Consider the following 12,612-nt stretch of genomic DNA (forward strand, 5'->3'; position numbering starts at 1 on the left):
GCGAACTCCTATCACTTTCTGTTTCTCAGTTTCCATACCGCCAGTTCCAGCTTCGGGGAGATGCAGGACAGCAGCACCGAAAGCTTCTGGCTGCGTCCGGAGTTTTCATCCCTGAAAAACAGACCCGCTCCCCGGCGGAGGATGTCCTTGAGCCGGGCATGATCGGCTCCATGGTAGCCTGCCGCTTCCATCGAGCGCAGGACGATGCCCGCTTCCCGGACTTCATGGAGACGGCAGGCCGCGGTCACAGCATCGTCCTTATACAGGTCTGCCATATATTCCGTCATCTCAAAAACGCTCATCCATTTCGGGTCATACGCCTTCCTGCCGGAATACCGGCCTCGGTTTGCGCCGCCGCTGACCTGACGGTAGCAGTACAGGCATTCCTCTGTGACGCAGACCCGGCTGCAATGGTAGAGATAGCTTCCCACAAACATGGTGTCCTCACAGGCCGGATAGTCCGCGTGGAACCGGATGTCGTTTTCCCGGATGAGCTGCAGATCGAAGAGCTTGTTCCAGATATAGCCGTTGAAGCTGTTATACCCCATCAGCAGCTGCATCGCCTCCCGGCGGTCCACAACTGCAGCTTTCAGTGTCTTTACCTGAGGCGGGTGCTCCACGCCGACCGCCTCAAAGCAGCAGGATGCCAGCTGACCGTCTCCGGCCTCAAGCGCAGCCTCCATCTTTTCGAGGAAGTCCGGGTGGTACCAGTCGTCTCCGTCCAGAAAAGCGGCGTACCTTCCTTTGCTGTGGTCTAGACCTGTATTTCTCGCCGCAGCGACCCCCTGATTCTTCTGATGAAACGGAACGATGCGGCGGTCGGTCTGTGCCAGCCGGTCCACGATCTCGCCGCTTTTGTCCTTTGAGCCGTCATCCACTAAGAGCAGCTCGAAATTTTCATAGGTCTGTGCCAGCACCGAACGAATGCACTGCTCCAGATACACTTCGACATTATAAATCGGCACGACCACCGTGATGAGAGGCTTCTCGTTCATCGTTCTTTCTCCTTCGGAGCTGTTTTCGGTCGGGGATATGATTGCACGCAACTGCGAGCAGAATAAAGAACATCACCACGCGGTACGCATACGCATTTTCGAAAATGCGCTCCGTCAGTCCGCAGAGCATCAGGTAAAAGAAGAGCGAACTGACCCGCATATACTCATTGAGCTTCATGTTTTTTGCATACCGCATGGAGCCAACGATGGCAAGGAAGTAAGAGGCGATGCCAAACAGACCGATATTCAGCCAGAGTTCCATGATCTGGTTGTGCGCACCGGTGGACATTCTGCTGAAATAGGATTTGTGGTTGTACATCAGGTGCAGCTTCTTCACGTTCGACTTGTTCATCCAGAACTGGCCGTAGCCGTAGCCTGTGAGCATATTGTGCTGCTGCATGAACTTGTAAATACCGTTCCACAGCTCTGTGCGTCCCGTCAGCGTCGCGTCCTTGCCCATGCTTTCCAGCAGAGGGGCAAACAGCGGCAGGATGGTAAAGGCAAACACCAGAAAGCCCACACTGCCCGCAACATAGAGCCATCCCAGCGGGAGCCGCAGGTCACGCAATTTCCGGAAGACCAGGAAATACATCGGGAGCAGCATGGAGATGAGCAGTGCGCCCGTCGCCTTGGCCATCAGCAGCAGGATGCCCTGAAATGCGATGGCGGCAAGCCAGAACGGCGAGAGATTCTTTTCTTCCTCCGCCTCACTGACGATATGGAGGAACATCACGATAAGGCCGAAGGCAAGCTCCGACGCCAGTGCATTTTTTGCCTCATACACGCCCCTGAGCGCGTGAGAATAAGTATCGCCAGACTGGAACGCGATGCCGGGCCGCAGGACGATGATGCCGACAATGGCCAGGTCAAGCAGCACCTGTGCGTAGGAAAACAGTTTCAGGATACGGTTCAGCGTGAAATGCTCCACCAGCCATATCGCAAACAGGATGGTCACAGAAAGCCGCAGACTCGTCACCACCTGCGCCTTCGGCACATCGGTCACCAGCATCGACTCCGCAAATGTAAATATCATGAACTGGTATATCGCCCGGTATTTTGGCTTCATATCCAGCAGCTTGACATCCATAACAGTCTCTCCGCTGGACGTCAGCATGATCACGATCTGCATCAGAAAGGAGAGGTACTCGTACAGCGTCTCTATAAAACCGCCAAATATCTGGCGGTAGGTCCCCGGAAAGCCGATGCTGCCCAGAAAGATGAAGACGATAACGATTTCCGTCCGGAATTGTGTGAGGTCACTTTTCTGTTTCATGGATGCACGCTGATGCTCACAGCCGCTGCCGCGAACGGAGCCCGACTCCTTTCCTGCAAAATCACAGCCGCCAGAACCGCATTCCGGATGCTTTCATATCCTTTACGGGATAGATGCCTTTGACGTCGATGAGCACCTTCTGGCCGTCCGGGACGTCCCGGTACAGGGCTTTCAGCTCTTCCACCGACAGAGCGCGGAACTGCTCATGGGCGACTGCCGCAATGATGCAGTCTGCCTCCCGGACGTCCGAAAGGTCCACCAGCTCTACGCCGTAAAAGCGCTTAGCTTCTTCCCTGTCCGCCCAGGGGTCCACGACCACAGGCTCTATCCCGTAGGTGCCAAGCTGCTTGATGATGTCCACCACCTTGGTGTTCCGGATGTCCGGGCAGCCCTCCTTGAAGGTCAGGCCCAGAACGACCACCTTCGCCGCTTTAGGCGTCTGCCCGGCCAGAATCATCTGCTTGACGGCCTTGTCGGCGATATAGGCGCCCATATTGTCGTTGAGGATGCGTCCGTTCAGGATGATCTGGCTGTGGTAGCCCAGCTTTTCGGCTTCATAGGTGAAGTAATAGGGGTCCACGCCGATGCAGTGGCCGCCCACCAGTCCCGGCCGGAACCCAAGCGCATTCCACTTGGTGTTCATGCCGTCCACGACCTCGTTGGTGTCGATGTCCATCCTGTCAAACACCATCGCCAGCTCGTTCATAAAAGCGATGTTGATGTCGCGCTGGCTGTTCTCCACGACCTTGATGGCCTCTGCCGTCCGGATGTTCGACACGGGATAGGTCCCCACCTCGATGACAATATCGTAGATATGCTGGATCTCTTCCAGAGACTCTTCGTCCATACCGGAAACGATTTTCCGGATGTTTTCCAGCCGATGGGCCTTATCACCGGGGTTGATGCGCTCCGGGCTGTAGCCGATCTTGAAATCGGTGCCGCAGACCATGCCGGAGCCTTTTTCCAGGATGGGGATGCAGACATTCTCGGTGCAGCCCGGGTAGACCGTGGACTCATATACCACGATGGCACCCTTTTTCAGATTCCGGCCCACGATCTCCGACGCACCGATCACCGGGGTCAGGTCTGGCGTATGGTCAAAGTTCACCGGCGTCGGCACAGCCACCACGATGAAGTCGGCCTTCCGGAGCTGTTGTTCCTCGTCCGTGAACTGCACGGTGGTGTTCCGTACCTGCTCGTCGCCCACTTCCTTCGTCGGGTCTGCGCCGGAGCGGTAGGCTTCTATTTTTTTGCTGTTGGTGTCAAAGCCAATGACATTCAGGCCCTTCTTTGCAAATGCCACCGCAATAGGCATTCCCACATAGCCAAGACCGACCACAGCCAGCACTGCTTCTTTGGCAATCAATTTCTCATATAGCGACATGATATTTCTCCTCATCCTGCTCGTCATAGCCGGGCATATTCCATTTTCTGCACGCTTCCCGCACGGCTGCGGACCAGTGGTTCCAGTGCTTTTCCCCGTGCAGCGACCTTTCCGTCCGGCAGATGCTCCTTCTTTTCCCGGTCGATGAGCACACCGTCCGAATCATGATCCGGGTGTACCATCATTTCCGAGATGCCGGGAAGCGTTTTCTCATACATCCGGATGCTCTCAAAATGCTCCGGGCTGCGGAAGCCGTTCTGCCTCAGTCGTATCCCATAGATGTGAGCATACAGCCCGTTCCACAGCTTGAATCTGCCCCGGACATTCTTGTGACATCTCACGCGGCAGATGCCATGCTCCCGGCAGACCCGAAAAAAAATCGGTGCAAGCATCCAGTTCCAGTGGATGTGGTGGTGGGAATCGGCATGGGTAAGTTCTATCCCTCCGGCAATGAGCCGTTCCATCTGTGCCGTCAATTCTTCGTAGATGTCCTGCTTATCCTGCGGGGAAAGGCGGCGGAAGTAGTTCGAGCGGGTCTTGAAATAATCGGTAAACCGCCCATTTGAGACAAATTTCGCATTTTTCCGCATCGCAGGTGTCAGGGCAGGACCTTCCGTCAGGTTCAGGTGCGCTCCGATATGGCCCCGCATTTCGGGAGCCATTGCGAATGCAAGCTCCATCGCTTCCCCGTTCGCCACCATCGTTGTGTCGGTTATCAGGCCCTTCTGAAAAGCCTCATAGATGGCTCTTGTACACGATTCGGTCTGACCGAAATCATCCGCGTTGATGATGACTGCATACTCATCCTTTTTCATGCCTGTACCTTCCTGTGCCGTTATTTTCTGCTGCTGTGGTGGACGATTTTGTACAGCACCAGGCCCAGAAGAGCGCCGAACGTGTTTGCCAGAATATCGTCCACATCGCAGTTTCCCAGCCGGAAGATGAGCTGACAGCTCTCGATGATGGTCGAGAGCATCACGCCGATGCCCAGCACCTGAGCGGCATCGCCCAGCTTCCGGGGATGCATCTGCACGAACAGATAGCCCAGCGGCATGAACATCACGACGTTCAGGATCATGTGGTTCAGCTCTTCCACATCCCCTTCCAGCAGGAAGCTTTTTACCGAGGCGAACAGCTCCGTCTGCAAGACGGTCTCCGTCCGGGTCTGCCGGGTGATGAGGGTCACCACAAGAATCGCAAGGATGTAGAGGACGAACAGCACCGCGTACTGAGGCTTTATCTCTCCGCGGCTGTGGGAAACAGTCAGGATGACGTTTCCGATCTCCACCAGAGCAAAGAGCAGGCAGAGCGTATACAGCACCATTCCGAGGTCACCCGACATATAGGCTGCCACTGTAAACCCGCCCGCAAAGCAGGAGTATACAAAAAACAGGACCACCCGTATCATCATCCGATTGCCCGGGGCGGCAGATTCGGGGACGGTCCGCTTTGCAAGCAGATAAAATCCCACAAGATACAGGATGATCGCTAACAGGATGGTCATGTTATTTTCCTCTTACTCTTTCCCAGTTCCGGCCTTCCTGCGGCATACCGCCGGGAACCTTCTGCCCAAAAGCAGGATGACAGCCTGCGCTGTCATCCTGTGCTCAATGCTTTGTTTTTTTGCCGAAAATGCCAAGCCCCCTGCGGGACGACGGCTTTCCGTGCTTTTCTACTGCGGCATCCGATCCTTCCTTATAGATATATTTGTGTTCCGGAGCAGACTTGCGCTCGTGCTTGGGTGCCGGTGCCGCTTTTTGTTCAGGTTCCGGCGGCAGCTCTGCCGGGAGCGGCTGCTCCAGAGGAGCCATGTCAGCTTCGGCCTTCTCAGGCTCGGCCCAAATCTCTTCCGTTTTCTGCAGTTCCGGCTCTGCTGCGGCAGATTCTTCCGGCTTTTCAAACACAGGCGGCTCCGGAGAGATGCTGCTTTCTTCCTCGGTCGGCTGCATCTCTGCGACCTCTGCCGGGGCGGCAGCAGCTTCCTGCGGCTGTGCCTGAGAGGCTTTGCTTTCCGGTTTTTCCGGGTCTGTCTGCTTCCAGCTTCCGTCTTTGCCCATGCGGAGCAATTCCCACATGGCCTCATTGTCGCTCAGGCCGCCCTTTGTCTGGTACAGGTCGTCTGTCAGTTCGTCCAGCACGCTCTGGCTCCCTGCACCGGACGGCTTCCAGTCAGCGGCCTTCTCCTGACCGTCCGCCGGGCGAAGCAGATCTTCCGGCAGCGAGCCGCCAGTTTCTTTTTCGTCCGTATTTTCGTTCTTTTTCGATGCGTTCGAAACTGCAGTGCGCTCCGGATAGAACTGGAAGGTCCCCAGAGACTGCGTCTCATTGACCACACAGCCCAGCACACGCACACCGGATTTATCCAGCTTTTCAATGGCATCCTGCAGAGCGGGCAGCGGCGTCGCATCGTAGCGCACCACAAACAGCACATTGTTCGCCAGTTTGTTCAGGCGCAGCACGTCCGAGGAACGACCCACCGACGAAGCGTCGATGACCACGTACTCGTAGGGCTCCATGATTTTTTCCAGAAGCTCGAACAGCGTACCATCCAGAGGCACGGCGTTGCGCTCCAGTACCATCGGCAGCAGGTCCAGAAAGCCCGTCAGCGAAACGATGGCCTCCTGTGCAGCAGACTCGCCCTTATACAGAGCATTCAGAGTCCGGCTGTAATCCACGCTCTGCAGAAACATTCCGCCCAGACTCGGGGCGCGGGTGTTCAGGTCCAGCAGCAGAGTGCGCTTTTCCATATCCGAAAGCTGCAGAGCCAGGTTCGCTGCCACCGTGCTCTTGCCCTCGCCGTCCTCGGCAGAGGTCACATAGAACCGGTGCTGCTTTTCCTTCGTGCCGAAGCGATTGGTCAGGATATATGCCGCCGAGGCAAAGTTCTGCACAGCTTCGGCATCCGAGCGGTGCTTTTCGCTCAGGAGCTGGGTATTCTTCTGGAAATAGCCGTCGTCCTTCGGGACATTGCCCAGCGTTTCCAGACCCAGAACATCCTCCACGTCTTTCAGGTTCACCAGAGTGGGCCGCATAAGCAGTTCCAGAACTGCCATGCCCACACCGGCCATCAGGCCCAGCAGGCTGAAGATGATCCAGAGGCTGGCATAGCTGCCGCCACCCATCAGGTACTTTGCCTCCGGGGCGTCGATGACCGCCACCGATCCCACCATCAGCGTCTCCGGCAGGATCGTCCTGCTGGCGTCCAGAATGGCGTTCATCAGCCGGATGCCGGCGTCCGCATTGTTCCAGCTCAGAGTGAGCTGAAGGACCTGTGTCTCGTTGTACCGGCTCACCTCCAGATTCTGGTAAACATCCTTCGTCGAGACCGACACAAGGCCTGTGCTGTCAAGGGCCGCCTGCAATACACGGTTGCTCTTCATCACAAAACTTGCCGCGTCTACCATATCCTCCGCCAGATGGAAGTCGTTGGTGCTCAGGTAGGAGGAGTTGTTGGTAAAGGCTCCCGTCGATGATTGGGAGGTGATGGCAATGGAACAGCTGATCTCATAGCTGGTGTAGTTGCCCTGCAGATAGGAGACACCGCTGAGCGCGAATCCGCAGATGAATCCCAGCAGGCCCAGCGCCAAAATCATCTTCCAGCGCTTGAAGGCCGCATACAGCAGGTCTCCTACACGGAGCTGAACATTGTTCATCGTTTCTCACCGCCCTTTATGACTCTTTTTTGTTCGAATCTTCTTCGTTCTTTTCTTCTTTCTGAGCCTCTGCTGCCTTCCGCGCCTTGCGGCGGGCCAGCACGCCCCACAGGAATACCAGCAGCCAGATGACGCCTGCCGCGATGACAGCCAGCACAGCCAGCGCGATGGCACTGCGCAGCGTGAATACCGGCACGTTCCAGTTCTGTTGTCTTGCCGTATCCTGTACGGTAAAGTTATATTTCTTTGCGTTTTCTGCATTCGGCTCACCGCGCACGACATAGTAGCTGCCCTCGGTCAGGTCGGTGAACATCTCGCCGGAACCGTTGGTCGTCCAGGTCTGGATGAGCTGGTCCTGAGCGTTGTACAGCGAGAGCTGTTCGTCTGCCGTGTCACTGCGCAGGACCATATCCACTGCGTGGATGGACACCCTCAGCATCCGGTTGGTGATGGACAGAGCTGCCGTGCTGAGGCCGTCGATACGGCCATCTGCCGCCACCGTCATGGTGTAGTCCGTATTGTCCAGGCGGTAGTTCTCCAGCGTCTGCTGCTCACGGATGTGATAGGTCGTGCTCTTGTCCAGGTCGGTCAGCAGCACATTGCCTGCGGCATCGGTCGTCACGGTCTGAGTGATGCCAGTGCGCTCGTTGCTCACAGCAAAGGTCACACCTTCCAGTCCGGTGGAGTTCAGTTCATCGGTGACGCTCAATGCGATTTTGGTCTTCTCTGCGTCGATCTCATGCAGCTCCGGATCCTCGCCGTTCTTCTTCTCCACCTCGACATTCAAATCTTCCTGCATGGTGGTGTAGTAGTTCGGTGCGGTCTGCTGCTGCACGGTGTAATTGCCCAGATACAGCTCCTTGCTCTCGCCGTAGCCGTTCTCATCGCAGACGATGGTATCTGCATACTGGCCCTGCGTATAGCGCACCGTGCCGTCCTTGGTCACGATGTCCTCAGCTGCGATGACGCGGAATGTACCGCCGCCCACAGGCAGCTGCGTCTCGGCGTCGTTCATCTGGATGCGAATGATGTTTTTGCAGGGCGACAGCCGGATCTGCACCACATAGGGGTCGGGCCAGTCGTACATCCGGTTCACATCATAATAGGTGTCCCCCGCCGCATCGTAGCCCTCCGGCTCGGTCAGCTCGTGGAAATAGTAACTGCCCTGCCAGATCTTTTCCGGCAGATAAAAGACGCCTTCCTCGGTCGTCTCATAGTCGCGGTAGTTGATTTTTTCCGGATAATAGGTATTCAGGGTCTGCAGGCTTCCGTTCTGCAGATGGGTCGTATCGGTGCGGTACAGCTCGAAGGTAACGCCCGCTTCCGGGATGCGCCGCTCCGTCTCATCATCGACCACTTCTACGAACACGGCGGTCTTAATGCCGTCCTCGCCGTAGCCGCCTCCACCGCCGGTCTGGATGATCTGCTGGTCGAACTGACCGTTGCCGTCTCCATCACCGTCGCCGGTGCCGCCGTCATAGTACCAGCCGCCGGGGTCGTTATTGTTCCAGCCGGTGCCGCTGGACGAAGGCCCTTCGCTGGAAACGGAGGACGCCTCCTCATAACCGGTGTAGTCGCTCAGAAGATAGAGACCCAGCAGCGCAATGATGAGCACCAGCACAAACACAAGGCCGCTCATCATATCGGTGGCCGGCTGCCAGAAGTTGTACTCCTCATTCGGTTTCTGTCTGTGTCTTTTCATCCTGCGTGCCCCACTTTCAGAATCTTGGCGAACTCATCCACCGACAGCGGTCGGGAGAAGAAATAGCCCTGTCCCTCGGTGCAGCCTGCCTTGCGCAGCACATTGAGCTGCTCTGCGCTCTCGATGCCCTCTGCCAGCAGGTTCAGCCGGAGCGTCCGGGCCTGCACAAAGATACCGGGCAGTGCGTTCGTCCGGTTCTGCATCTCGGCGCTGCACAGGTCGAGCTTGAGCACGTCGGTGCCGATGTCGCCCAGAGCACTCAGCTCCATATAATTTCCGTCAAAGCCGTCCAGCACGACCCGGAAGCCCATCTGCTGCAGCTGAGCCACTGTCTCGCTCAGAACGTCGTGCGTTTCCAGATAGGCAGTTCTCGAAATATCAATGTCCAGATATTTCGGCGGGATACGATATTTCTTCAGCATTCCCGAGAAGAATTCTGCCACATCAATGGCCAGAATATCAGTCTTGGTCACGTTGACCGTAATAGGCATCGGACGGACACCCTCGTCGATCCACACCCGGATGGTCTTGCACACTTCCTCCCAGATATACTGGTCCAGCTTCGTGATATAGCCGTTGCTTTCCAGTACCGGGATGAACACTGCGGGCGAAACGACGCCCAGTACCGGGTGGTTCCAGCGCACCAGCGCCTCGGCACCGATGACCTTGCGGGTGTTCAGCTCATACCGCGGCTGTAGGAAGAAGGTGAACTCATTCTTGCGCAGGCCGTCCAGGATCTGCGGCATCAGTACGCGCTCGTTGCCGCCGTTTCCGCTCATGGCTTCGCCGGTCAGCGCGCCATTGCCCGTGTTCTTGGGCAGACGGTCCAGCAGTTCCAGGATCTGCCGCACCTCGCGGCGGCTGCTGTAGCGGGCCTGCTCGTCCGTGGTGGGGATGACCGTCTTGTGGAACTCTTCGAGGAACAGTCCCGTCTCGCGATTCATGATGTTCCTCAATACATTATTTATAATATTAAACAGGATAGACAGGATAACGCCTGCGATGGAGGTATAGAATGCCGTATCGATACCGGCCAGAATGGACTGCACGCTGCCCAGAGCGGCCTCCACCGTGACGAAGCTGATGTTCCGCAGGCCCAGCAGCAGACCCACGAAGGTACCCAGAATGCCGAGGCCCGTCAGGGTGCCGGGGATCTGGGCGATGACGCCTCGCCATGTGTACAGTGCAAGGACATCCTCGTTGAGGACCTCATCGATGTCGCTGACGATCTGCCCCGTCTCCCGCTGGTGCTGCACTTTCTCGCGGTACTCGCCAAACAGCTTGTCCAGCCGCTTCTGCTGGAAGAAGCGCTCGATCCGCAGCGCCGCGACCCACGCCGAGCTGCCTTCGGTCCCGGATGCCTTGCGAATGCTGTTCTGTCCGTTCAGCAGTCCGCCCGTAAACGAGATCGTCGGCAAAAGGCCATAGATGCACCCCGCCAGTGTGATCATACACATAAAGCCGACGATGACCATGGAAAGCAGGTCCGGAGAATACGCTGTGAGCACAACACCGCTCACAAGCAGCACTGCCACAGACAGGTAGGAAAACAGCCTCATACTTCCATCCTTTCTCACCATTGAAAGCGCAAAAAGAAAAAGGCTGCAATAGTATCTTCCCCAAAAATAAGGGAAAATCCTTTTGCAGCCGAACCACCTTTTGGTTTTATAAAACAACTTCCAGAAGGCTTCAAACTTTGCGTCCTTGACTCACATCAAGTTTGCCCAGATAATTCAATTATATTAAAGGAGCAAAGTACCCTTACGATTACAAAAGACGCACTACTCACCTTATTCTAGTGCTTATGATACCATTCTTAAAGTTCAAAGTCAATACAAAATCTCTTTTGGCAGACTTACTAGCAATTCAACTTTTTAATGCAACAGCAACAGCGTTGCATTGCATATCGCAAATATGCTGTTATCATGTTGTGTTATTTTCTTGACTTGCGATAGATTCGGTACTATTTGGTTTCTATTCTACCACGCTTTTCTCTGCCGAAAAGATGCCGGAACGCAAAAAGCCCCCGGAGAGCCTTGGGCAGCTCTCCGGGGGCAAGTTCTATGCACCGGTGTTCCTCACACCGATGCACAGGCATTATTCAATTTCAATGAGGTTGGGATTGACCGGCAGAGCCTTCTGCTGCTGAGGTGCAGGCAGCATGATGTGCAGGATGCCATCCTCAAACTTTGCGTGGATGTCCTCCTTCTTCACGGTGTCACCCACATAGAAGCTGCGGGCGCAGGTACCGGAGAAAGTCTCGCGGCGCAGATAGCGGCCCTCTTTATCCTTCTCGTCATTGGAGTGGCTGCGGACGGCCTGAATGGTCAGGTAGCCGTCGTTCAGCTCCATCTGAACGTCTTCCTTCTTGCAGCCGGGCAGATCAACAGCAACGTCATAGCTGCCGTCGGCGGTCTGCTTCACATCGGTCTTCATCATGTTTGCACCGCGCTTGCCGAAGGTCTCACGCTCTTCACGGTTCATCGCACGCTCCAGCGCACCATCGTTCCAGAACGGGTCAAAGAAATCATCGAACAGGTTTTCATGAAAAATAGTCGGCATAAACATAAATCATTCCTCCAATCCCGGCGTTCGGGTCGGGCAAAAAATTTATGAGATGTGCATCAGGAGCGGAGTCTTCCCGGGAGCCTTGCGGCTCCCTCATGCCCCTCTCTCCTGAGCACGGCTTAGTTATAGCACATGTTTTTAGCACTGTCAAGCATAGAGTGCTAAAATTCACAAAAGAATAATACTTTGATAAAATCTCATGCAATCTTTTCAAAAATCAGTCGTATCATCGTCTTCATTCAGCAAAAGCGCCAGGCACAGCAGTTCTTTGCACCGCCTGCGATTTCTCTGTATTTCAACGCTTACTCCACTTCACTCTTGAGCAGTTTCAGTGCCTTATCCATAGGCACACAGTCAGCATAGCGGTCCGGCCAGAGAAACTCATTATAATATCGATAGCTCTGCTCCCCTGTCATATAGATCACCATTTTCTATAAGCAGAAAACGATTCTGAACCCCCTCTCCCCGTTCATACTGTATAGAAGAACGGTTTTGGAGGTGTTCCGTATGCTGTTGACCCTGCTGCAATTTTTCGCGTCCAAATTCCTCGTGCTTGCGCTCCATCTGGAAGCGGGCAGTTTCCCCCGCCCGCTGAGTCCACAGGAAGAGATCAGGGCCTTCGCCGATCTGCGGGCCGGTGATTCATCCGCCCGGGAAAAGCTCATCCGCCACAATCTGCGCTTAGTGGCGCACATCGCAAAGAAATACTATGCTCTCCCCTCTGAGCAGGACGATTTGATTTCCATCGGCACCATTGGCCTGATGAAAGCCGTAGACACCTTCGACTCCACCCGCCGGGCGCGCTTCTCCACTTATGCCAGCCGGTGCATCGAAAATGCTATCCTCTCCCCAGCGCACTTTGGGATGGAAAAGAGAATCCACCTCTTTCACGCAATGACGCATCTACGTCAAAATGGATTTTTTGGAGCCGAGAGAGTGGTTCCTTTTTTCTGCTTCAGAGGGTGTCATGTGAGGGTTGTGGTCTAACCCCTCTATACATCTTACAGGTAAGTTTGGCAGGCCCCCGCACTACCGTA

At 55.5% G+C, this 12,612-nt stretch carries 11 protein-coding genes and 1 riboswitch; of the genes, 1 reads left to right on the forward strand and 10 read right to left on the reverse strand.

Features of this window, described 5'->3' with window-relative positions; genetic code table 11:
- Nucleotides 1-11: 11 nt before the first annotated feature.
- The 10 genes from J3349_RS01735 to J3349_RS14150 all read right to left on the reverse strand — a co-directional run bounded on the left by J3349_RS01735 (nucleotide 12) and on the right by J3349_RS14150 (nucleotide 12,003).
- Nucleotides 12-995 (reverse strand): glycosyltransferase, encoded by a 984-nt coding sequence (locus J3349_RS01735; RefSeq protein WP_207676242.1) that lies wholly within the window; start codon nucleotides 993-995, stop codon nucleotides 12-14.
- A complete protein-coding gene (locus J3349_RS01740) occupies nucleotides 952-2,268 on the reverse strand; it encodes an O-antigen ligase family protein (protein ID WP_207676243.1) in 1,317 nt (438 codons plus the stop codon). Before J3349_RS01740 ends, J3349_RS01735 begins: the two co-directional genes overlap by 44 nt.
- Nucleotides 2,269-2,329: 61 nt before the next feature.
- On the reverse strand, nucleotides 2,330-3,652 hold the full coding sequence (locus J3349_RS01745; protein ID WP_207676244.1) for a nucleotide sugar dehydrogenase: 1,323 nt from the start codon (nucleotides 3,650-3,652) through the stop codon (nucleotides 2,330-2,332).
- Between the two features lie 23 nt (nucleotides 3,653-3,675).
- Nucleotides 3,676-4,467: a ChbG/HpnK family deacetylase gene (locus J3349_RS01750; protein ID WP_207676245.1), complete on the reverse strand. Its 792-nt coding sequence runs from the start codon at nucleotides 4,465-4,467 to the stop codon at nucleotides 3,676-3,678.
- 20 nt (nucleotides 4,468-4,487) lie between these two features.
- Nucleotides 4,488-5,156 carry a VanZ family protein gene (locus J3349_RS01755; RefSeq protein ID WP_207676246.1) on the reverse strand — a complete coding sequence of 223 codons (669 nt, stop codon included), beginning with the start codon at nucleotides 5,154-5,156 and terminating at the stop codon, nucleotides 4,488-4,490.
- A 103-nt stretch (nucleotides 5,157-5,259) separates the two neighbouring features.
- Nucleotides 5,260-7,305 (reverse strand): polysaccharide biosynthesis tyrosine autokinase, encoded by a 2,046-nt coding sequence (locus J3349_RS01760; protein ID WP_207676247.1) that lies wholly within the window; start codon nucleotides 7,303-7,305, stop codon nucleotides 5,260-5,262.
- Nucleotides 7,306-7,321: 16 nt separating this feature from the next.
- Nucleotides 7,322-9,007, reverse strand: coding sequence for a SpaA isopeptide-forming pilin-related protein (locus J3349_RS01765; protein WP_158394707.1), 1,686 nt, complete (start codon nucleotides 9,005-9,007; stop codon nucleotides 7,322-7,324).
- Entirely contained in the window at nucleotides 9,004-10,542 is a 1,539-nt protein-coding gene (locus J3349_RS01770) for an EAL domain-containing protein (protein WP_207676248.1), read from the reverse strand. The genes J3349_RS01765 and J3349_RS01770 overlap by 4 nt, the downstream gene beginning before the upstream one ends.
- Before the next feature lie 104 nt (nucleotides 10,543-10,646).
- Nucleotides 10,647-10,742: riboswitch (cyclic di-GMP riboswitch) on the reverse strand.
- A 362-nt stretch (nucleotides 10,743-11,104) separates the two neighbouring features.
- Nucleotides 11,105-11,575, reverse strand: a complete 471-nt coding sequence (locus J3349_RS01775; protein WP_207676249.1) for an Hsp20/alpha crystallin family protein — start codon at nucleotides 11,573-11,575, stop codon at nucleotides 11,105-11,107.
- A gap of 302 nt (nucleotides 11,576-11,877) precedes the next feature.
- Nucleotides 11,878-12,003 (reverse strand): hypothetical protein, encoded by a 126-nt coding sequence (locus J3349_RS14150; protein ID WP_278251784.1) that lies wholly within the window; start codon nucleotides 12,001-12,003, stop codon nucleotides 11,878-11,880.
- A 79-nt stretch (nucleotides 12,004-12,082) separates the two neighbouring features.
- Here J3349_RS14150 and J3349_RS01785 point away from each other — a divergent pair, with 79 nt between their 5' ends.
- The gene (locus tag J3349_RS01785) at nucleotides 12,083-12,562 is read left to right on the forward strand and encodes a sigma-70 family RNA polymerase sigma factor (protein WP_158394710.1); all 480 of its coding nucleotides are present in this window, start codon (nucleotides 12,083-12,085) and stop codon (nucleotides 12,560-12,562) included.
- Nucleotides 12,563-12,612: the final 50 nt, after the last annotated feature.

It is taken from the genome of Faecalibacterium sp. Marseille-P9590 (genome assembly GCF_017377665.1).
Taxonomy (GTDB): Bacteria; Bacillota; Clostridia; order Oscillospirales; family Ruminococcaceae; genus Faecalibacterium.